22 protein-coding genes are annotated in these 18,762 nt (G+C 68.2%); 12 read left to right on the top strand and 10 right to left on the bottom strand.

Going from position 1 to position 18,762, the window contains the following annotated elements; all coding sequences use genetic code 11:
* Positions 1-49: 49 nt before the first annotated feature.
* Positions 50-2,740, bottom strand: coding sequence for an aconitate hydratase AcnA (acnA, locus tag ABOZ73_RS05535; RefSeq protein ID WP_369061382.1), 2,691 nt, complete (start codon positions 2,738-2,740; stop codon positions 50-52).
* 182 nt (positions 2,741-2,922) lie between these two features.
* On the opposite strand from acnA, the gene ccmA reads away from it, so the two are divergent.
* The 7 genes from ccmA to ABOZ73_RS05570 all read left to right on the top strand — a co-directional run bounded on the left by ccmA (position 2,923) and on the right by ABOZ73_RS05570 (position 6,562).
* A complete protein-coding gene (gene ccmA, locus ABOZ73_RS05540; RefSeq protein ID WP_369061383.1) occupies positions 2,923-3,531 on the top strand; it encodes a heme ABC exporter ATP-binding protein CcmA in 609 nt (202 codons plus the stop codon).
* Positions 3,528-4,193: a heme exporter protein CcmB gene (ccmB, locus tag ABOZ73_RS05545; RefSeq protein WP_369061384.1), complete on the top strand. Its 666-nt coding sequence runs from the start codon at positions 3,528-3,530 to the stop codon at positions 4,191-4,193. The genes ccmA and ccmB overlap by 4 nt, the downstream gene beginning before the upstream one ends.
* A gap of 108 nt (positions 4,194-4,301) precedes the next feature.
* Positions 4,302-4,811, top strand: coding sequence for a Spy/CpxP family protein refolding chaperone (locus ABOZ73_RS05550; protein WP_369061385.1), 510 nt, complete (start codon positions 4,302-4,304; stop codon positions 4,809-4,811).
* Positions 4,812-4,851: 40 nt separating this feature from the next.
* Complete coding sequence (gene ccmC, locus ABOZ73_RS05555; protein WP_369061387.1) at positions 4,852-5,583, top strand: heme ABC transporter permease CcmC; 732 nt, start codon at positions 4,852-4,854, stop codon at positions 5,581-5,583.
* 2 nt (positions 5,584-5,585) lie between these two features.
* Positions 5,586-5,738, top strand: coding sequence for a heme exporter protein CcmD (ccmD, locus tag ABOZ73_RS05560; RefSeq protein ID WP_369061389.1), 153 nt, complete (start codon positions 5,586-5,588; stop codon positions 5,736-5,738).
* Entirely contained in the window at positions 5,735-6,259 is a 525-nt protein-coding gene (locus tag ABOZ73_RS05565) for a DsbE family thiol:disulfide interchange protein (protein ID WP_369061391.1), read from the top strand. The genes ccmD and ABOZ73_RS05565 overlap by 4 nt, the downstream gene beginning before the upstream one ends.
* 63 nt (positions 6,260-6,322) lie before the next feature.
* Positions 6,323-6,562 carry a hypothetical protein gene (locus ABOZ73_RS05570; protein ID WP_369061392.1) on the top strand — a complete coding sequence of 80 codons (240 nt, stop codon included), beginning with the start codon at positions 6,323-6,325 and terminating at the stop codon, positions 6,560-6,562.
* A gap of 7 nt (positions 6,563-6,569) precedes the next feature.
* Here ABOZ73_RS05570 and ABOZ73_RS05575 read toward each other — a convergent pair whose 3' ends face one another.
* Positions 6,570-7,157 (bottom strand): inner membrane-spanning protein YciB, encoded by a 588-nt coding sequence (locus ABOZ73_RS05575; protein ID WP_369061393.1) that lies wholly within the window; start codon positions 7,155-7,157, stop codon positions 6,570-6,572.
* Positions 7,158-7,166: 9 nt separating this feature from the next.
* A complete protein-coding gene (gene ftsY, locus ABOZ73_RS05580; RefSeq protein WP_369061395.1) occupies positions 7,167-8,105 on the bottom strand; it encodes a signal recognition particle-docking protein FtsY in 939 nt (312 codons plus the stop codon).
* Between the two features lie 34 nt (positions 8,106-8,139).
* On the opposite strand from ftsY, the gene ABOZ73_RS05585 reads away from it, so the two are divergent.
* Positions 8,140-8,766: a trimeric intracellular cation channel family protein gene (locus tag ABOZ73_RS05585; protein ID WP_369061397.1), complete on the top strand. Its 627-nt coding sequence runs from the start codon at positions 8,140-8,142 to the stop codon at positions 8,764-8,766.
* On the opposite strand, the gene ABOZ73_RS05590 is transcribed toward ABOZ73_RS05585, so the two are convergent.
* Genes ABOZ73_RS05590 through dapF form a run of 3 tightly spaced genes read right to left on the bottom strand, consistent with a single transcriptional unit; the run spans position 8,655 to position 11,892 of the window.
* On the bottom strand, positions 8,655-9,767 hold the full coding sequence (locus ABOZ73_RS05590; RefSeq protein ID WP_369061399.1) for an endonuclease/exonuclease/phosphatase family protein: 1,113 nt from the start codon (positions 9,765-9,767) through the stop codon (positions 8,655-8,657). The two genes, ABOZ73_RS05585 and ABOZ73_RS05590, sit on opposite strands and share 112 nt — an antisense overlap.
* Positions 9,767-11,020 carry a tRNA (N(6)-L-threonylcarbamoyladenosine(37)-C(2))-methylthiotransferase MtaB gene (gene mtaB / locus ABOZ73_RS05595; RefSeq protein WP_369062491.1) on the bottom strand — a complete coding sequence of 418 codons (1,254 nt, stop codon included), beginning with the start codon at positions 11,018-11,020 and terminating at the stop codon, positions 9,767-9,769. Before mtaB ends, ABOZ73_RS05590 begins: the two co-directional genes overlap by 1 nt.
* Positions 11,021-11,046: 26 nt before the next feature.
* The gene (dapF, locus tag ABOZ73_RS05600; RefSeq protein WP_369061401.1) at positions 11,047-11,892 is read right to left on the bottom strand and encodes a diaminopimelate epimerase; all 846 of its coding nucleotides are present in this window, start codon (positions 11,890-11,892) and stop codon (positions 11,047-11,049) included.
* Between the two features lie 61 nt (positions 11,893-11,953).
* Between dapF and ABOZ73_RS05605 the strand changes: the two genes are divergently transcribed.
* Both ABOZ73_RS05605 and ABOZ73_RS05610 read left to right on the top strand, forming a co-directional pair.
* On the top strand, positions 11,954-12,751 hold the full coding sequence (locus tag ABOZ73_RS05605) for an ion channel (RefSeq protein ID WP_369061402.1): 798 nt from the start codon (positions 11,954-11,956) through the stop codon (positions 12,749-12,751).
* 84 nt (positions 12,752-12,835) lie between these two features.
* The gene (locus ABOZ73_RS05610) at positions 12,836-14,926 is read left to right on the top strand and encodes a prolyl oligopeptidase family protein (RefSeq protein ID WP_369061404.1); all 2,091 of its coding nucleotides are present in this window, start codon (positions 12,836-12,838) and stop codon (positions 14,924-14,926) included.
* A 112-nt stretch (positions 14,927-15,038) separates the two neighbouring features.
* Here ABOZ73_RS05610 and ABOZ73_RS05615 read toward each other — a convergent pair whose 3' ends face one another.
* The 4 genes from ABOZ73_RS05615 to ABOZ73_RS05630 form a co-directional block, all read right to left on the bottom strand.
* Entirely contained in the window at positions 15,039-15,323 is a 285-nt protein-coding gene (locus ABOZ73_RS05615) for a DUF2218 domain-containing protein (RefSeq protein WP_369061405.1), read from the bottom strand.
* Positions 15,323-15,880 carry a PadR family transcriptional regulator gene (locus ABOZ73_RS05620; protein WP_369061406.1) on the bottom strand — a complete coding sequence of 186 codons (558 nt, stop codon included), beginning with the start codon at positions 15,878-15,880 and terminating at the stop codon, positions 15,323-15,325. Before ABOZ73_RS05620 ends, ABOZ73_RS05615 begins: the two co-directional genes overlap by 1 nt.
* A 71-nt stretch (positions 15,881-15,951) precedes the next feature.
* Positions 15,952-16,446, bottom strand: a complete 495-nt coding sequence (locus ABOZ73_RS05625) for a hypothetical protein (RefSeq protein ID WP_369061408.1) — start codon at positions 16,444-16,446, stop codon at positions 15,952-15,954.
* Positions 16,447-16,501: 55 nt separating this feature from the next.
* Entirely contained in the window at positions 16,502-17,398 is an 897-nt protein-coding gene (locus ABOZ73_RS05630) for a hydrogen peroxide-inducible genes activator (RefSeq protein ID WP_369061410.1), read from the bottom strand.
* Between the two features lie 128 nt (positions 17,399-17,526).
* Between ABOZ73_RS05630 and ABOZ73_RS05635 the strand changes: the two genes are divergently transcribed.
* Both ABOZ73_RS05635 and ABOZ73_RS05640 read left to right on the top strand, forming a co-directional pair.
* Positions 17,527-18,081 (top strand): peroxiredoxin, encoded by a 555-nt coding sequence (locus tag ABOZ73_RS05635; RefSeq protein WP_369061412.1) that lies wholly within the window; start codon positions 17,527-17,529, stop codon positions 18,079-18,081.
* Between the two features lie 94 nt (positions 18,082-18,175).
* On the top strand, positions 18,176-18,712 hold the full coding sequence (locus tag ABOZ73_RS05640; protein ID WP_369061414.1) for a carboxymuconolactone decarboxylase family protein: 537 nt from the start codon (positions 18,176-18,178) through the stop codon (positions 18,710-18,712).
* Positions 18,713-18,762 lie beyond the last annotated feature (50 nt).

Below are 18,762 nucleotides of genomic sequence, written 5' to 3' on the forward strand. Positions count from 1 at the left end.
GGGGGAGCCTTGCGGCTCCCCCTTTCCGATTCCAGCGAACTGGAGCGGCTTAGGCCGCGCCGCGCGCCAGGTTGCGCAGCACGTAGTTCAGCACGCCGCCGTTCTTGAAGTACTCAAGCTCGGTCGGGGTATCGATGCGGCAACGGACCGGGAAGCGCGCGATGCGGCCGTCGGTCGGGCGGTAGAGCTCGACGATCAGCTGCTTGCGCGGCGACAGGTCCTGCAGGCCGCGGATCGAGACGATCTCCTCGCCCGTCAGGCCCAGCTTCTGCCAGCCGTCGGCCAGGAACTGCAGCGGCAGAACGCCCATGCCCACCAGGTTCGAGCGGTGGATACGCTCGAAGCTCTCGGCGATCACGGCGCGAACGCCGAGAAGCTTGGCGCCCTTGGCAGCCCAGTCACGTGACGAGCCGGTGCCGTATTCCTTGCCGGCGAAGACGACCGCCGGGCGGCCCTCTTCCTTGTACTTCATGGCCGCGTCGTAGATCGACATCACTTCACCGGTCGGGAAGTGCTTGGTCACGCCGCCTTCGATTTCCGGGGTGATCCGGTTGCGGATGCGAATGTTGGCGAAGGTCCCGCGCATCATGACTTCGTGGTTCCCGCGGCGGGCGCCGTAGGAGTTGAAGTCCAGCGGATCAACGCCGTGCTCGACCAGGTACTGGCCAGCCGGGCCGGTCTTCTTGATCGAACCGGCCGGGCTGATGTGGTCGGTCGTGATCGAGTTGCCGAACACGCCCAGGACGCGGGCTTCGACAATGTCGGAGACCGGGGTCGGGGTCATGCTCATGCCCTCGAAGTAGGGCGGGTTGGCCACGTAGGTCGAATTGGCGTCCCAGGCGTAGGTCTGGCCGCCGGCCACCTTGATGCCCTGCCAGTTCTTGTCGCCCTTGAAGACGTCGCCGTAGCGGTTGGCGAACATCTCTTCGGTCACGGCCTTGCGCTGCAGGGCCGCGATGTCTTCCGACGACGGCCAGATGTCCTTCAGGTAGACCGGTTTGCCGCCCTTGCCGAGGCCCAGGGGCTCGTTGGCGAGGTCGATCTTCATGGAGCCGGCCAGGGCGTAGGCCACCACCAGCGGCGGCGAGGCCAGGTAGTTGGCGCGGACGTCCGGGTTCACGCGGCCTTCGAAGTTACGGTTGCCCGACAGCACCGAGCAGGCGACCAGGTCGCCGTCCTGGATGGCCTTGGACACCGGCTCCGGCAGCGGGCCGGAGTTGCCGATGCAGGTGGTGCAGCCGTAGCCGACCAGGTTGAAGCCCAGGGCGTCGAGCGACTTGGTCAGGCCGGCCTTGGCCAGATAGTCGGTCACAACCTGCGAGCCGGGGGCCAGCGAGGTCTTCACCCACGGCTTCACCTTCAGGCCCTTGGCGATAGCGTTCTTGGCCAGCAGGCCGGCGGCGATCAGGACCGAGGGGTTGGAGGTGTTGGTGCACGAGGTGATGGCGGCGATGACCACGTCGCCGTGGCCGACGTCGTAGCTTTCACCCTGAACGGCGGTGCGCTGGTCCATCAGGTCGGCCTTGCCGAAGTCGCCGGCCAGGGCTTCGTTGAACTTGGCGGCGGCTTCGTTCAGCAGCACGCGGTCCTGCGGACGCTTCGGACCGGCCAGCGACGGCTGGACCGAACCCAGGTCGAGCTCCAGGGTGTCGGTGAACTCGGGATCGGCCATGCCCGGCTCGAACCACAGGCCCTGTTCCTTGGCGTAGGCCTCGACGAGGGCGACGCGGTCGGGAGCGCGGTTGGTGGCCTTCAGGTAGCCGATGGTGGCTTGGGTCACCGGGAAGAAGCCGCAGGTGGCGCCGTATTCCGGAGCCATGTTGGCGATGGTCGCCTGGTCTTCCAGGGTCAGGCCGGGGACGCCGTCGCCGAAGAATTCGACGAACTTGCCCACCACGCCCTTCTTGCGCAGCATCTGGGTGACGGTCAGCACCAGGTCGGTGGCCGTCGCGCCTTCCGGCATCTGGCCGGTCAGCTTGAAGCCGATGACCTCGGGGATCAGCATCGGGATCGGCTGGCCGAGCATGACGGCTTCGGCTTCGATGCCGCCGACGCCCCAACCCAGGACCGACAGGCCGTTGATCATGGTGGTGTGCGAGTCGGTGCCGACCACGGTGTCCGGATAGGCGACTTCATCGCCCTGGATCGTGTTGGTCCAGACGGTCTGGGCCAGGTATTCCAGGTTCACCTGGTGGCAGATGCCGGTGCCCGGGGGCACGACGCGGAAGTTGTTGAAGGCCGACGAGCCCCAGCGCAGGAAGCGGTAGCGCTCGATGTTGCGCTCGTATTCCTTGGCGACGTTCTCGTTGTACGACTTGGTCGTGCCGAAGTGGTCCACCATGACCGAGTGGTCGATGACCAGGTCGACGGGGTTCAGCGGGTTGATCTTCTCCGGGTCGGCGCCGAGGGCGGCCATGGCGTCGCGCATGGCGGCCAGGTCGACGACGGCGGGAACGCCCGTGAAGTCCTGCATCAGCACGCGGGCCGGGCGGAAGCTGATCTCGTGCTCCACCGTGCCCTTGTTTTCCAGCCAGTTGGCGACGGCGCGCAGGTCGCCTTCCTTGACCGAATCGCCGTCCTCGTTACGCAGCAGGTTCTCAAGCAGAACCTTCATCGACGCCGGCAGGCGCGAAACGCCCTTGAGACCGGCGGCTTCCGCGCAGCGCAGGCTGTAGTAAACGTACTTCTTGCCGCCGACCGAGAGTTCCCGGCGGGTGTTCAGGGTGTCCAAAGACGCCATTCGTGGAGATCCTTTCTGTCCACAGCCGTCCAAAATGGTCCCCTGGGATCGCGCGCATCAGAAGTCGGACACACAGGTTCCGGCCCCGCGCCGCGTACGCCCCTACAAGGGATTGATACGGCCGCGCGCTTCATAGCGCCGCCGCAAGCCAACGTCCATGCACACGACATGGACCTAGCCAATTGATAACGGCTCTCAAAGTCAGCGGCCTTGCACTTATCCGAGGTGAAAGAGCGCTTTTCAGCGGCCTCGATCTGACCGTCTCGGCGGGCGAGGCGGTGGCCCTGGTCGGCCGCAACGGCGCGGGCAAGACCAGCCTGCTACGCGCCGTCGCCGGACTGCTGCGCCCGGCCGAGGGCGAGATCAGCTTCGAAGGCCCCGGCGGCGCGCTGGACGCGCACGACGCCCGGGCCGGCGGCCTGCACATGGTCGGCCATCACGACGGATTGAAGCCAGGCCGCACGGCCCACGAGGAGCTGCTGTTCCAGGCCGCATGGGCCGGCGGCGGCGATATCGACGAGGCCGTCCGCACCTTGGACCTGAACCGCCTGCTGGACCTGGAGGTCCGCCGTCTGTCCGCCGGCCAGCGTCGCCGCGTGGCCCTGGCCCGCCTGCTGGCCGCGCCCCGTTCGCTGTGGTTGCTGGACGAACCCATGGCCCCGCTCGACGCCGATCACCGGCGCGGCGTGGGCGAGGCGATGGCCCGTCATCTGGCCGGCGGCGGCATGATCGTCGCGGCTGTCCACGACCCGCTTCCCATCCCCTCCCGCAGCCTGCAGGTGGGCGCATGAAGGCCCTGTCCGCGCTGTTTGGCCGCGAGCTGTCCCTGGCCTGGGGCCGGGGCGGCGGGCCGTTGCTGGCCCTGGCCTTCTACGCCGCCGTGGCGACGCTGCTGCCGCTCGCCTCGGGCCGCGAGCCCGAGCGCCTGGCCGCCATCGCCCCCGGCGTCGCGTGGCTGGCCCTGGCCCTGTCGGCCCTGCTGTCGCTGGAGCGCCTTTTCGAGCGCGATTACGAGGACGGCGCCCTGGACCTGCTGAGCCTGGGCTCCCTGCCGCTGGAAGTGGTGGCCGCCATCAAGTGCCTGGCCCAATGGCTGGCCACCGGCGCCCCGTTGGCGCTCGCCGCACCCCTCGCCGCCATCGCCCTGGGCGCCCCGCCGGCCGCCGCGCCGCTGCTGTTCGCCTGCGCCCTGATCGGCGGCCTGGCCTTCGCCTTCGTCGGCGGGCTGGGCGCCAGCCTGGCCCTGGGCTCGCGTCGAGGCGGCCTGCTGATCGCGGTGATCGTCCTGCCGCTGTTCGCCCCGCCGGTGATCTTCGGGGCCGGCGCGCTCAGCAGCCTGATGGCCGGTCTGCCCTGGACCGGGGGCTTCCTGCTGCTGTGCGCCTACAGCACGGCGGCGATCGGCCTGTCGCCCTTCGCCATGGCCGCGGCCTGCCGCAACGCCCTTTCGTAAAAGCGACCAAACCGGGGCGAGACTGCAACAAAGCCGCCGAACGGCGAAATTCCGGTGCAACAGCACAGGGTCAGGGTGAAGGCTCACCAGTCCACGGAGCCCCAACCGATGAACACGAAACTGACCACCCGGCTCGCCATGGCGGCGGGCGCGACCCTGCTGATGACCGGCGCGGCCTTCGCCCAGCCGGCCCCGGAAGCCAAGCCGGTCCACGCCGCCCCCCATCGCGGCGGCGAGCACATGAAGGCCCGCTTCAACCCCGAAGCCCGCGCCCAGAAGCTGCGCGACGTCCTGCAGCTGCAGCCGAACCAGGAACCGGCCCTGAAGGCCTTCCTCGAATCCGGCAAGCCGCAGATGCGCCGCGAGCGTCCCGACCGCCAAGCCCTGCAGAACGAGACCACCCCGCAGCGTCTCGACCGCCAGGCCGCCCGCATGGCGCAGATGCAGCAGGCTTTCCAGCGCCGCGCCACCGCGACCAAGACCTTCTACGCGGCCCTTTCTCCCAGCCAGCAGAAGGCCTTCGACGCCCTGCACGAGCGTCGCGGCGATCACGGCAAGCGCGGGATGAAGAAGCGCTTCGACCACCGCGGCCCGCCTCCGGCGGCCCCCGCGGCGTAAGGAAGTTGCAGCCGGGAGGGGCGGAGCCTAGAGAGGCCTCATGATCCCCGTCCCGGCGTTCCTCGCCAATCCGCAACGGTTCATGGTGTTCTCGCGCTGGGCCGCGCCGATGTTCGGCGTCATCGCCGTCGCGCTGATCGCCGCCGGCCTCTGGATGACCTTCAGCGTCCCCGAGGACTATCAGCAGCACGACACCGTGCGGATCATGTTCATCCACGTGCCCGCCGCGTGGCTGGCCATGTTCGCCTATCTCTGCCTGGGGATCGCCAGCCTTCTCGGCCTGGTCTTCCGCCACGCCCTGGCCGACATGGCCGCCAAGGCCGCCGCCCCGCTGGGCGCGGCCTTCACCGTCCTGGCCCTGGCCACCGGCTCGCTGTGGGGCAAGCCCATGTGGGGGACCTGGTGGGTGTGGGACGCGCGCCTGACCTCGGTCCTGGTGCTGCTGCTGCTCTATCTCGGCTACCTGGCCCTGCGCGCCAGCATCGACGACGAGACCAAGGCCGGCCGCGCCGCCGCCATCCTGGCCCTCGCCGGCCTGATCAACCTGCCTATCATCCATTACTCGGTCGAATGGTGGAACAGCCTGCACCAGGGCAGCTCGACCTTTGAGGCCGATCAAGGCGACCGTCTGCCGTCGGTCTATCTCACCCCCCTGCTGATCATGGGCCTGGGCTACATGTCGGCCTTCGGGTCGCTGTGGCTGGTGGGCGTCCGCGCCGAGGTGTGGCGCCGCCGGGCCCGCGCCCTGTCCCTGCAGCAGGCGGGAGGCTGACCATGCTCGATTTCGACGCCGGCAAGTACGCCGTCTATGTCTGGCCGGCCTTCGTCCTGACCGCCGCCGCCTTCGGCTGGATGATCGCCTCGACCCTGCTGCGCGCCCGCCGCTGGCGCCGCGAGGTGGAGCGCCTGGAAAAGAACCGCCCGTGAGGCGCTGGCTCGCCTTCGCGCCGATCGCGGTGCTGCTGGCCCTGGGCGTTCTGTTCGCCGGCTACGCCCTCAAGCGCGACCCGCAGGTCCAGCCCAAGGCCCTCGTCGGCAAGCCGGTCCCCGCCGTCGCCCTGCCCGATCTGGAGACCGGCCGCCCCGCCCCCATCGCCGCGACGCTGCAAGGCCCGGTGCTGGTCAACTTCTTCGCCTCCTGGTGCGCCCCCTGCGAGATCGAGCATCCGCAGCTGATGGCCCTGAAGGCGCAGGGCGTCCGCATCATCGGCGTCACCTACAAGGACGCGCCCGACAACACCCGCGCCTTCCTGACCCGCCTGGGCGATCCCTTCGCCGCCAAGCTGGTCGACCGCGACGGCCGAGCGGGAATCGAGTTCGGCGTCACCGGCGTTCCGGAGACCTATCTCGTCGACGCCCAGGGCGTGATTCGCGCCAAGCACACCGGCCCCCTGACGCCCGAGGCGGCCGAAACCATGCTCAGCAGCCTGGGCTCAGCGCCGCGTTAACCTTTCATTGACCATGTTCGCGCCAAACCTTGACGGCGCGTTAACCATGTTCAGACTGGTCCCGTGACCGATATCCGCCCCAACAACTGGCCCGCCGTAACGCCTCAGCAGCATGCTCCGGCGAAAGCGAACCCGCGCACCTCCGCCCAGAAGGCGTTCTTCGACCAGGCGCTGAGCAAGGCCGGGGTGGAAGCCTACGCCGCGCCGCAAAAGCCGCAGCCGCAACCGACGTCTCAGACAGCCGCGGGCGGTCAGCCGACGCGCCTGCTGCGCCCCGGCTCGCTGGTCAACATCCTGGTCTGAAGCGGGCCTATTCGACCGGCGGCGGCGGGGCCTCGACGGCCTCCATCGCCTTCATGCCCTTCATCATCAAAGGCACCTGCGCCGCCGAGAAGGCGAGCGCCAGGATCTGCAGGCCGGGGAAGCGGAACACCACCCAGGTCGCTTCCGGCTGGGTGCGCCAGACCACCTCGTTCAGCACCGCCACGCATAGGAAGAACACCCCGTAGCGCAAAGTCAGGGTCCGCCAGGAATCCTCCGGCAGGCTGACCGCCTCGCCCAACAGGACCTTCAACGGGTTCTTCTTCAGCATCACCCCGCCCAGCAGGAAGACGGCGAAAGCGGTGTTGAGGAAGGTCGGCTTCATCTTCACGAACCGCGCGTCGTGGAAGATCAGGGTCAGCGCTCCGAAGATCAGCGCCGCGCCCCCCGCCAGCAGCGGCATGGGCGCCAGACGGCGCTCGAAGGCGAACCCGATGGCCAGGGCCACGGCCGAACCGGCGACCAGCGCCCAGGTCGACGCGATCATGTCGCGGGTGATCAGATAGGCGATGAAGAACACCAGGGGGCCGCCGTAATCGACGGCGCCGCGCACGTACGGGCGGAATTTCGGAGACATCGTGATCCTTTAGGCCGGCGGAAGGCCGACCAGAGAACGGGAAAAGGCCTTGGCGTCGAAGGGTTGCAGATCCTCGATGCCTTCGCCCACCCCGATCAGCATGATGGGGCTGTCCGACGCCTGGGCCACGGGCACCAGCACGCCGCCGCGGGCGGTGCCGTCCAGCTTGGTCATGACGATGCCGGTCACGCCGATCTGGTTGCCGAACACCTTTTCCTGGGCCAGGGCGTTGCGGCCCACGGTGGCGTCCAGGACCAGCAGCACCTCGTGCGGCAGGGCGCCGTCGACCTTTTTCAGCACCCGGATGATCTTGAACAGCTCGTCCATCAGGCCGGACTTGTTCTGAAGGCGGCCGGCGGTGTCGATCAGCACGACGTCGTAGCCCTCGGCCTTGGCCTGCTCGACCGCGTCGAAGGCCAGGCCCGCCGCGTCGGCGCCGGACGGACGCGAGACGAACGTCGCCTTGGCGCGGTCGGCCCACACGTTGAGCTGCTCGACGGCGGCGGCGCGGAAGGTGTCGCCGGCCACGATCATCACCTTGGCGCCCTGGCTGGTCAGATCGGCGGCGATCTTGCCCAGGGTCGTGGTCTTGCCCGACCCGTTCACGCCGATGAACAGCACCACGTAAGGCTTGGGGCCCGACAGCGGATCGAACTTGGCCTCTCGGCTGATCAGTTCGGCGGCCACGGCGTCGGCCAGGGCCTCCTTGATCTCGTCCTCTGTGGATTCCTTGCCGAAGCGGGCCTTGCCGAAGGCCTCCGCGATCCGGCCGGCGGCGGCGGGGCCGAGGTCGGCCTCGATCAGCATTTCTTCCAGTTGGTCGAGCTGATCCTGGTCCAGGACCTTCTTGGCGACGAAGACCGACGTGACCTGCTCGGTCATCTGCTTCGACGACCGCGACAGGCCCGAGGTCAGCCGCTGGAACCAGCCTTGCTTCTTTTCAGTCATGGCGCTCCTTTACCTGCCCGTGCAAGGAAACGCCATGGACGCCCTTTCGACCGCCCTGTTCTGGCTGGACTTCGCCGCCGTGGCCGTCTTCGGGGCCACCGGCGCCCTGGCCGCCGCGCGGCGCAAGCACGACATCATCACCTTCGGCTTCTTCGCCGCCATCACCGGGGTCGGCGGCGGCACCCTGCGCGACCTGCTGATCGGCGCGCCGGTCTTCTGGGTGGGCCGGCCCGGCTACATCATCGCCTGCCTGATCGCGGCGGCGGCCATCTGGATCGTCGGCCGCAAGCCCTGGCGGTTCAGCGCCCTGCTGTGGTTGGACGCCCTGGGCATGGCCGCCTACACCGTCGTCGGCACGGCCAAGGCCCTGTCCTTCGGCGCGCCGCCGGTCTCGGCCGTGGTCATGGGCGTGCTGACCGCCGCCTTCGGGGGCATCGTACGCGACGTGCTGGCCAACGAGCCGTCGATCCTGCTGCGGCGGGAGATCTACATCACCGCCGCCCTAGCCGGCGCCGCCGTCTTCGTGGTCCTGATCGGACTGGGCGCGCCCTACAGCTGGGCCGGCGGCGCGGGGTTCGCGGTCGCGCTGGGCATCCGTTCGGGCGCGCTGCTGTTCGGCTGGACCATGCCGGCGTTCCCAGGCTCCCCCACCGAGGACTGAGGGATTTCGACGACCGGCGGCTCGTACCTCGGCCAGCGGATGCGGAACCGCACCAGCAGGCCGTCGTGGTCCGACAGGACCGGCTCGTCCTTGCCGTCGAACATCGCCTCGATCTCGATCGGCCAGATGGACGCCCCCGTCCCGGCCACCGATCCGATCAGGTCCTGGGTATCCAGCCACGGCGCGTCGCCGTCCATCGACACCTTGATGGCGCAGGCCCCCACCGCGATGTTGCGCCAGCAGTACTCGCTCGACACGTCGAAGTCGTAGTCCTCGAACATGTAGTTGTAGCGGTCGGGCGCCTTCTTGATGTTGAAGTCCCCGCCCACCACCAGCGGCGCGGCCGGATCATGGGCCACGGCGACGAACCGCTTCAGCTCGTCGGCCTGAAGGTTATGGGCGCGGAAGGTCCGCACCCGCGGCACGCGCGCAGCCTTGCGAGCGTTCATGTGAGTGTTGGCCACATCCACCACGGTCGGCGCGCCGGGCAGCCTGATCCCCGCCAGCTGGACGCCCTTGTTGGCCAGGCAGTCGAACCCCGCGCAGTAGCGGAAGGCGTGCGAGCGCCGCGTCTCGATCGGATAGTTGCTGAGGATGTAGAGCCCGCTGGAACGCCACTTGCCCAGCCCCTCGCCCTTTCGCCAGTACTTGCCGCGCTTGTACTGCGGGGCCGGCCCGTCCAGCAGGGCCGGGTCGCGCTGCTTGCGCTTGGGCCCGCGCGAGACGTGCTTGTAGCCGCTCAGCCGGATCAGATCGCGGATCTCGTCGCGAAAGGCTTCCTGGACCAGGACCACGTCCGGCTCCCGTCCCTGGGCGCGCATCCCGGCCAGTTCGGCGCCGATGGCCTTCATCGCCTCGCCGCGATCCCTGCGCACCGGCCACGGCAGGCCGGCGACGTTGTAGGTCAGGACCGACAGCTCCTTCTCGACCACCGTCTCCGTCTGGGCGCTGGCCGGCCGCGCGATCAGCAGCACGGCCAGGGCGGCGATCGCCAGGCGCATCAGGCCGCCAGTTCCGCCAAGGCCCGCTTGCCGTCGTGCCCGGTCACGCGCATCGGCCGGATGGTCCCGGCCTGCGCCTCGCCGGTGAAGGCGATCTCGGTGAAGTCCTCGGCCCGCGCCAGGCCGTCACGCTCGACCAGACCGGCCAGGGTGCGGCCGACCTGGGCGTCCAGGTGGCGGACCAGGGCCGCCTCGCCGGCGGCGCGCAGACGCGCGGCGCGGTCCTTGATCGCCGGCCCCTTCACGGGCGGCATCTTGGCGGCGGGGGTGCCCGGTCGGGGGCTGTAGGGGAACACGTGCAGGAAGGCGAGGCCCGCCTCCTCCACCAGCTTCAGGGTGTTCTGGAACGCCTCTTCCGTCTCGGTGGGGAAGCCGGCGATCAGGTCGGCGCCGAAGGCGGTGTCGGGACGCACGGCCCGCACCTCGCGCACCAGCTTCAGGGCGTCGGCCCGCAGGTGGCGGCGCTTCATGCGCTTGAGGATCAGGTCGTCGCCCGCCTGCAGCGACAGGTGCAGGTACGGCATCAGCCGCGGCTCGGTCGCCAGCAGCTGCATCAGGTCCGGGTCGATCTCGGCCGCGTCAATCGACGAAAGGCGCAGGCGCGGCAGGTCGGGGACCAGGCGCAGGATGCGGCCCACCAGCTGGCCCAGGGTCGGCTGACCCGGCAGGTCCAGCCCCCAGCTGGTCACGTCCACGCCGGTCAGCACCACTTCCTGATAGCCCTCGGCCGACAGGCGGCGGACCTGTTCGACCACCTCGCCCGCCGGGGCGCTGCGGCTGTTACCCCGGCCATACGGGATGATGCAGAAGGTGCAGCGGTGATCGCAGCCGTTCTGCACCTCGACATAGGCGCGGGCGCGGTCCTTCAGCCCGGCGATCAGGTGCCCGGCCGTCTCGCGCACCGACATGATGTCGTTCACCCGGACGCGGGCCGTGGTGTCCATCAGGGCGCCCGGCGCGGCCTTTTCGGCGTTGCCCAGCACCAGATCGACTTCCGGCATGGCGGCGAAGGCGGCGGGGTCGATCTGGGCCGCGCAGCCGGTGACGATCAGGCGCGCGCCCGGTCGTTCGCGACGGGCCTTGCGGATCGCCTGGCGCGCCTGGCGCACGGCTTCGTTGGTCACGGCGCAGGTGTTGAACACCACCGCGTCGGTCAGGCCGTCCTCCTCGGCGCGCGCACGGATGGCCTCGGACTCGTACGCGTTCAGCCGGCACCCGAAGGTGACGACGTCCACGTCGGCGTCCGGCTCCATCTCGCCGTGCGTCTCGAGGGTCTCGCTCACGCCGCTTCGACCTCCGGCAGCTTGCCGACGAAGTCCATGCTGACCGGGCCGGTCATGATCACGTGGCCGTCGCTCTCGCGGTACTCGATGACCAGCGAACCGGTCTCGAACTCCACCTTCGCCTTGCGGTCGGTCAGACCCCGGCGGAAGGCGGCGACCTGGGCGGCGCAGGCGCCGGTGCCGCAGGCGGCGGTCGGGCCCGCGCCGCGTTCCCAGACCTTCAGCTTGATGTGGTCGCGGGCGACGACATTGGCGAAGCCGACGTTCACGCCCTCAGGGAACAGCGGATGATGCTCGATAGGCGCGCCGGCCTCGCGGGCCAGTTCATCGCTGGCCGGGGCGTCGACGAAGAACACCACGTGCGGATTGCCCATGGAGACGCAGCCCGGCGCGCTCAGCTCCGGATGGGTCGCCGAGGTCAGCTCGACCGAGACGGTGTCCATCGGACCGCTCAGCGGGATCTCGTTCCAGGCCAGGCCCGGCTTGCCCATGTCGACCGTGACCAGCTTGTCGCCGGCCATGACGCCGCTCAGGCGGCCGGCTGCCGTGTCGAACGCCACGCTGTCGGTCTTGGCCGACTGCATCAGCAGCCACGCCACGCAGCGGGTGCCGTTGCCGCAGGCGCCGGTCTCCTCGCCGTCCGAGTTCCAGAACCGGACATAGGCGCTTGCGCCCTCGGCCTGGGGTGGGTCGATGGCGATCAGCTGGTCGAAGCCGATGCCGCTCTTGCGATCGCCGATCGCGCGGATTTCATCGGCCGTCGGGTTGAACGGCTGGCTTTTGGTCTCGACCACGACGAAATCGTTGCCGAGGCCATTCATCTTGAGGAACGTGCGGGTCATTTGGCCCGCTATATAGGCGAAAATCTCGTCTTCGTCAGATCGCGCCGCTAAGACTGGACACATGACCGCAGCCGACCGCGCCGATGAACACGAGGGATTGCGTCTGCGGGCGCGTCTTCGGGCGTTGTATCACGGCGTTTCGCCCACCGCCGTGCGCTTTCGCTACGCGGTCCTGATCGTCGACTTGGCGATCATCGCCTTCTTCATCGCCGCCCCGCTGTTGCGCGATCACATGACGACCTTCTACGTCCTCGATTACCTGATCGCGGTGATCATGGCCGTGGACCTGACGGCGCGAGCCATCGCCCATGGCGATCTGAAGGGCTGGCTGAAGCAGCCGATGATCTGGGTCGATCTGTTCGTCTTCGCCACCCTGCTGGCGCCCTTCTGGCTGTTCAACCTGGGCTTCCTGCGAGTGCTGCGCCTGTGGACCCTGGTCAACAGCGAGTTCTTCTGGCGCACCGTCGGCCGCCGCTATGACGACACCCGCATCGAGGATCTGACCAAGGCCGGCGTCGCGCTCGTCACCTTCGTCTTCGTCATCACCGGCTTCGTCTATTCCAGCTTCGTCGGCCGGTATGAGGGCATCGGCGGCTATGTGGACGCGCTCTATTTCACCATCACCACCCTGACCACGACGGGCTATGGCGACATCAGCCTGCCGGGCGTCTGGGGCCGGCTGCTGTCGATCGCGGTGATGCTGGGCGGGGTGACCCTGTTCATCCGCCTGATCCAGCTGCTGCTGCGCCCGCCCAAGGTCCTGCACCCCTGTCCCGGCTGCAATCTCAAGCGTCACGACCCGGACGCCGTTCACTGCAAGGCCTGCGGGGAGCTGCTGAAAATCCCCAACGACGAATAGCCCCGTTCGTCGGGCGCGGCCGGCTTGCGGCCCCATTTCAGAGGGATAAGGTGCCCGCCTCTTTCGTATACGGAACGGGCCTTCATGTTCAGAGCCGCCGGCGTCGCCGCCTTCGCCCTTCTCATCGCCAGCGGGGCGCACGCCCAGGCGGTCGATCCCAACCAGTGGCTGGAGGAGGTCGAAACCCCTCGCGCCCTCGATTGGGTGAAGGCCGAGAACAACAAGACCCTGCCCGTCCTCACCGGCGACAAGCGCTATCAGTCCCTGCACGACCAGGCGCTGACGATCCTGTCGGCCACCGACCGCATCCCGACCCCGCACTTCGAGGGCGAGGCGGTATTCAACTTCTGGCAAGACGCCACCCATGTGCGCGGCGTCTGGCGCAAGACCACCCGCGCCAGCTTCAAGACCGCCAACCCGCAATGGGAGACGGTGATCGACCTAGACGCCCTGTCCAAGACCGAGAACGCCAACTGGATCTGGAAGGGCGCCGACTGCCGCGGCCCGAAGTACGACCGCTGCCTGGTCCGCCTGTCCAACGGCGGCAAGGACGCCGTCCAGGTCCGCGAGTTCGACATGGCGACCAAGACCTTCGTCGCCGACGGCTTCAAGTTGCCGGAAGGCAAGCAGAACGTCTCGTGGCTGGATGATGACACCGTGGTCCTGTCCCGCGACTGGGGCGCCGGCAGCCTGACCGACAGCGGCTACGGCATGATCGCCAAGACCCTGAAGCGCGGCCAGGCCCTGGCCGACGCCAAGGAGATCTTCCGCGGCCAGACCAAGGACGTCAGCGCCAACGCCCGCGTCATGAAGGACGGGGCGGGGAACAAGATCGTGGTGCTGTCCCGCGCCACCGACTTCTTCAACACCGAATACAGCCTGCTGACCGACGCCGGCCCGGCGCGCCTCAGCCTGCCGACCCGCTCCAGCATCCAGGGCTTCGTGAACGGCGAGCTGATCATCACCCTGGAAGAGGCGTGGACCGCGCCGGGCGGCAAGGCCTTCTCGGCCGGCGCCCTGATCGCCGCCACGCCCGCCTTCCTGACCGGCAAGGGCGGCGAGGCTCCGGCCCTGCTGTTCCAGCCCAACCCGCGCCAGTCCATCGACCAGGTGGGGGTGACCAAGAACCGCGTCGTGGCCGCGACCTACGACAACGTGCGCGGCCGGGTCATGGCCTTTGAAAAGCACGCCGGCCACGGCTGGATGAGCAAGCAGCTGCCCGCGCCCGAGAACGCCTCGGTCTCGCTGGTCGCCGCGTCCGACGTGGACGACGCGGTGTTCTATTCCGCCGAGAGCTTCCTGGTCCCGACCGAGCTGAAGCTGGCGGACGCCGCCACCGGCGCCGCCGAGACGGTGAAGACCTCGCCCGCCCGCTTCGCCTCAGCCGACCTTGTGGTCGAGCAGCATGAAGCGACCTCGAAGGACGGCACGAAGATTCCCTACTTCCTGGTCCGCAAGAAGGGCCTGAAGTTCGACGGCCTGGCCCCGACCATCCTGCACTCCTACGGCGGCTTCCAGCTGTCGAAGCTGCCGGTCTATGACCCGGTCGTCGGCAAGCTGTGGCTGGAACGCGGCGGCGCCTATGTGGTCGCCAACATCCGCGGCGGCGGCGAGTTCGGCCCCGCCTGGCACGAGGCCGCCCTGAAGGCCAACCGCCAGCGCGCCTTCGACGACTACTACGCCGTGGCCGAGGACCTGATCGCCCGCAAGGTGACCACGCCCCGCCACCTGGGCATCTACGGCCGCTCCAACGGCGGTCTGCTGATGGGCGTGGCCCTGACCCAGCGTCCGGACCTGTACAACGCCGTGGTGGTCGAAAGCCCGCTGCTGGACATGATGCGCTACCACCTGCTGCCGGCCGGCGCGTCGTGGATCGGCGAATACGGCGATCCGACCAAGCCGGAAGAAGCCGCCTATATCGCCAAGTACTCGGCCTACCAGCACCTGAAGGCGGGGACGAAGTACCCCCTGGCCTACATCACCACCTCGACCAAGGATGACCGCGTCCACCCCGGCCACGCCCGCAAGTTCGCGGCGCGGATGAAGGACCTGGGCGCGCCCTACCTCTATTACGAGAACACCGATGGCGGCCACGCCAACGGCGCCGACCCCAAGGCCAACGCCAAGCGCTGGGCCATGCACTACGTCTATTTGTCGCGCCAGCTGATGGACTGAGGTTGCGCGCTTCGAGACGCGCTGTCGCGCTCCTCAGCGTGACGCGGTTTGGGTGCTCCTGAATCCGTCATCCTGAGGAGGCCGATAGGCCGTCTCGAAGGACGCACAGCACCTAGCTTCTGACCCACGGGAAGGTGAGTTCGCCTTCCCGGTGGGCGAAGCGGTTGACGTGGTCGGCCACCACGTCCTCGAAACGGCCGATCTCGGCGCCCTCGGCGGCGTCGAGATCGATCTGCAGGACCGCCGGCGTAGCGGTCAGGGTGCAGACGCCCAGGGGCAGGACAATGCGCCCCAGCACCGGATCAAAGCTGACCTCGAACTTGTGCGCCCAGTGCTTGCATAGCTGGGTCAGGTACTTCGAGGCATGCTCGGTCTGAACGACGGCCTGGCTCTGCATCAGGCCTGCTCCACCTTGCGGGCCGCCTCGTCGAGGGCGGCGACGATGGCGGCGATCTGCTCGTCCGACAGGCGCTCGCCCGTCAGCTTCAGCTTCATGGCCGTCTTCAGGTTCTCCCGCGCCCGCAGGATCTGCGGCGAGAAGGCCGCGCTGCGCGAGGCGACGTCGGCCATGCGTTCAAACAGGCCGCGCACCGGCGCGTCGTTCTCGGTCAGGAAAGCCTCGCCCTCCGGCGTGATCGAGAACAGCTTCTTGCCGCCGCCCGCATCGGCCGCCGTTGCGTAGCCCAGCTCCTCCAGCAGGGTCAGGGTCGGATAGATGACGCCGGGGCTGGGGCTGTAGGCGCCGCCAGCGGCTTCCTCGACGGCCTTGATCAGCTCGTAGCCGTGGCGCGGCTTGTCAGCGATCAGCTTCAGGACCACCAGGCGCAGGTCGCCATGGTCGAAGAACCGCCCGACGCGGCCGCCCCGGCGGTGATGCTGATGACCATGGCCGTGGAAACCGAAAGGATGGCGGCCGTGCCGCCCGTGGTGATGATGGTTATGTCTTCCGAACATTTTCGATCCATTTTCGATATAACGAACCTTTAGATATATCGGATGACTATCGGGTGCAAGGGGCGCCCCTGCTACTTGGCGGCCTCAGCCTTGAAAGCCTGCTTGCAGAGCTCCTCGCCGAACGCGTCGGACATCTGCTCCTCGGCCTCGCCCATCTTGATGATGGCCATGCGGCCGCCGACCACGGTCTGGCCGATCTCGTACTCGCCGACCGTCTGGCCGGTGGCGACGTCCACCAGCCGCGCCTCGCCGCGCATGACGTTGGCGCCCATGATCAGGGTGGTGACCACGGGGTTGGCCTTGTCCAGGCGGGTGAGCCTGGCTTCCAGCCGCAGGGGCCGCGTCCCCGTGGCGCATTCGGCCAGCTTGGACTTCACCCGCGTCTCGAAGATCTGGTCGAACTCGGGCGTGATCTTGAACTCGCCCTCTTTCGCCAAGGTGATCTGATCGACCCGGCCGCCCGTCTTCCAGTCCGCCGCCAGCGGGGCCACCGGCTTGCTGCGGGACATGCCGACACAGCCGGACAGCATCACGGCGGCGAGGGTGAGCGTGAGGGCGGTTTTCATAACGTCGATCTCCTGAACGTGGCCGTAGCGCGCCAGGGACCCTAAGCGTTCCCGGTCAGCGCGCCTTGAACGCTTCCGCCAACAAACGCCCCTCGACCGCGCGGCTGGACCCGGCGCGCCAGGCGATGACGATCTCGCGGCTGGGATGGTCGGCCATCAGCGGCCGGACGGTCACCGGAGCGTGGTCCACCAGCCCCGCCTCCACCGCCATGGCCGGCAGGAACGACACGCCAAGCCCCGACCCCACCATCTGCACCAGAGTCGGCAGGGACGTGGCGGCGAAGCCTTCGCCGTCCTCCTCCCCTCGGCCCAGCTGGATGCCACAGGCGGCCAAGGCGTGGTCGCGCAGGCAGTGCCCGTCCTCCAGCAGGATCAGGTCGGCGGTGTCGATGGTGCTGAGGTCCACGCGCTTCTGCGCGGTGATCGGATGGTTGGCCGGCGCGGCGGCCAGCAACTCGTCATCCTCCACATGCGCCCATTCCAGCCCGGTCATGTCGTAGGGCAGCGCAATCAGCGCCGCGTCCAGGGCGCCGGCCTTCAGGCTGGTGATCAGCCGGCTGGTCAGGTCCTCGCGCAGGAACAATTTCAACTTGGGATAGGTCGTTCGCAGGTGCGGCAACGCACGCGGGAGCAGGAACGGCGCGACCGTCGGAATCACCCCCAGCCGGAAGCGTCCGCACAGGGGCTGACCCGCCCCGCGCGCCGCCTGAACCAGGTCCTCCGACTGCGCCAAGATCGCCTTGGCGCGGCGCAGGGCCTCCTGCCCGGCGGCGGTCAGCAGCACGCCCGAGCGGGCCCGATCAACCACCGGCGCCCCAAGTATCTTCTCGAGTTCCTGCACGCCGGCCGACAGGGTCGGCTGCGTGACGTGGGCCGCTTCGGCCGCCCGGCTGAACGATCCATGTTCGGCCAGGAGGGTCAGATATTGCAGTTGGCGCAGGGTCGGCAGCATGGCCGATATCCATAGATCAAATTTATCGACAGGACAAAAACAATTGATTGTGCATTTGCGAAGCGACTCCCTATCTAAGGGTCCGCGCGGCTCACCGCCGCACACCTTTCAACCAGGAGAGACTCTGTATGCTGGGCGTTGGCGAAACCCTCCCCGACTTCAAGATCGTTGGCGTGAAGCCGAAGTTCAACAGCCACGAAGAGAACGGCGAAAGCGCGTTCCAGGCTGTCGATCAGACCTCGTTCGAGGGCAAGTGGAAGGTCATCTTCTTCTACCCGAAGGACTTCACCTTCGTCTGCCCGACCGAGATCGTCGAATTCGCCAAGCTCGGCCGTGACTTCGAAGACCGCGACACCGTGGTCCTCGGCGGTTCGACCGACAACGAGCACTCCAAGCTCGGCTGGCGCCGTGAACACCCGGATCTCAAGAGCCTGCCGATCTGGCAGTTCGCCGACAACGGCGGCAAGTTCGCCCGCGCTCTGGGCATCCTGAACGAAGAAGAAGGCGTCGCCCTGCGCGCCACCTTCGTCGTCGACCCGCACAACGTCGTGCAGCACGTCTATGTGACGAACCTGAACGTCGGCCGCGCCCCGGCTGACACCCTGCGCGTCCTCGACGCCCTGCAGACCGACGAACTCTGCCCCTGCAACCGCGCAGTGGGCGGCGACACCCTGGCGGCCTAAGGCCGACAGACTAGGAAGCGTCCGTTTTCTCCCCAGCCAACGGGCGCTTCCTCCCCCATACTCCATCAAGAACAACAAGACTTAGGAGCCGACGATGTCCCTCGACGCGCTGCGCGATCTGCTGCCCGCTTACGCCAAGGATCTGAGCCTCAACCTGTCCTCGCTCGCCAGCGAGACGGTGCTGACCGACCAGCAGAAGTGGGGAACCTTCGTCGCCTCGGCCCACGCCATCGGCGTCCCGGCTGTCGTGAAGGCTGTCGAAGCCGCGGCCGACGCCGCCGGCCTGACGCCCGAAGCCAAGACCGCCGCCAAGGCCGCCTCGGCGATCATGGGCATGAACAACGTCTATTACCGGTCGCTGCACCTGCTCTCGAACCACGAGTACCGCACGATCCCGGCCAAGCTGCGGATGAACATCCTGGCCAATCCGGGCGTCGAGAAGGTGGACTTCGAGCTGTGGTCGACGGCCGTCTCGGCCATCAACGGCTGCGGCATGTGCCTGGACAGCCACGAGGCCGAGCTGAAGAAGCACGGGGTCGTCGCCCTGAACATCCAGACCGCCCTGCGCATCGCCGCCGTGGTCAACGCGGTCAGCCGCGTGGTCGCCGCAGAGGCCGCCCTGGCCTCGTAAGACAACCTCTCCTTCCCAGAGAGATTGCAAGGAAACGCCGTCCGGTCCGC

This window comes from Caulobacter sp. 73W, from assembly GCF_041021955.1.
GTDB lineage: Bacteria > Pseudomonadota > Alphaproteobacteria > Caulobacterales > Caulobacteraceae > Caulobacter.

Bases quoted from the DNA above. Each gene is read 5' to 3' on its own strand.
- acnA (WP_369061382.1), bottom strand. From the start codon at position 2,740: ATGGCGTCTTTGGACACCCTGAACACCCGCCGGGAACTCTCGGTCGGC.
- ccmB (WP_369061384.1), top strand. From the start codon at position 3,528: ATGAAGGCCCTGTCCGCGCTGTTTGGCCGCGAGCTGTCCCTGGCCTGG.
- ABOZ73_RS05550 (WP_369061385.1), top strand. From the start codon at position 4,302: ATGAACACGAAACTGACCACCCGGCTCGCCATGGCGGCGGGCGCGACC.
- ccmC (WP_369061387.1), top strand. From the start codon at position 4,852: ATGATCCCCGTCCCGGCGTTCCTCGCCAATCCGCAACGGTTCATGGTG.
- ccmD (WP_369061389.1), top strand. From the start codon at position 5,586: ATGCTCGATTTCGACGCCGGCAAGTACGCCGTCTATGTCTGGCCGGCC.
- ABOZ73_RS05575 (WP_369061393.1), bottom strand. From the start codon at position 7,157: ATGTCTCCGAAATTCCGCCCGTACGTGCGCGGCGCCGTCGATTACGGC.
- ftsY (WP_369061395.1), bottom strand. From the start codon at position 8,105: ATGACTGAAAAGAAGCAAGGCTGGTTCCAGCGGCTGACCTCGGGCCTG.
- ABOZ73_RS05585 (WP_369061397.1), top strand. From the start codon at position 8,140: ATGGACGCCCTTTCGACCGCCCTGTTCTGGCTGGACTTCGCCGCCGTG.
- ABOZ73_RS05590 (WP_369061399.1), bottom strand. From the start codon at position 9,767: ATGCGCCTGGCGATCGCCGCCCTGGCCGTGCTGCTGATCGCGCGGCCG.
- mtaB (WP_369062491.1), bottom strand. From the start codon at position 11,020: ATGGAGCCGGACGCCGACGTGGACGTCGTCACCTTCGGGTGCCGGCTG.
- dapF (WP_369061401.1), bottom strand. From the start codon at position 11,892: ATGACCCGCACGTTCCTCAAGATGAATGGCCTCGGCAACGATTTCGTC.
- ABOZ73_RS05605 (WP_369061402.1), top strand. From the start codon at position 11,954: ATGACCGCAGCCGACCGCGCCGATGAACACGAGGGATTGCGTCTGCGG.
- ABOZ73_RS05610 (WP_369061404.1), top strand. From the start codon at position 12,836: ATGTTCAGAGCCGCCGGCGTCGCCGCCTTCGCCCTTCTCATCGCCAGC.
- ABOZ73_RS05615 (WP_369061405.1), bottom strand. From the start codon at position 15,323: ATGCAGAGCCAGGCCGTCGTTCAGACCGAGCATGCCTCGAAGTACCTG.
- ABOZ73_RS05620 (WP_369061406.1), bottom strand. From the start codon at position 15,880: ATGTTCGGAAGACATAACCATCATCACCACGGGCGGCACGGCCGCCAT.
- ABOZ73_RS05625 (WP_369061408.1), bottom strand. From the start codon at position 16,446: ATGAAAACCGCCCTCACGCTCACCCTCGCCGCCGTGATGCTGTCCGGC.
- ABOZ73_RS05630 (WP_369061410.1), bottom strand. From the start codon at position 17,398: ATGCTGCCGACCCTGCGCCAACTGCAATATCTGACCCTCCTGGCCGAA.
- ABOZ73_RS05635 (WP_369061412.1), top strand. From the start codon at position 17,527: ATGCTGGGCGTTGGCGAAACCCTCCCCGACTTCAAGATCGTTGGCGTG.
- ABOZ73_RS05640 (WP_369061414.1), top strand. From the start codon at position 18,176: ATGTCCCTCGACGCGCTGCGCGATCTGCTGCCCGCTTACGCCAAGGAT.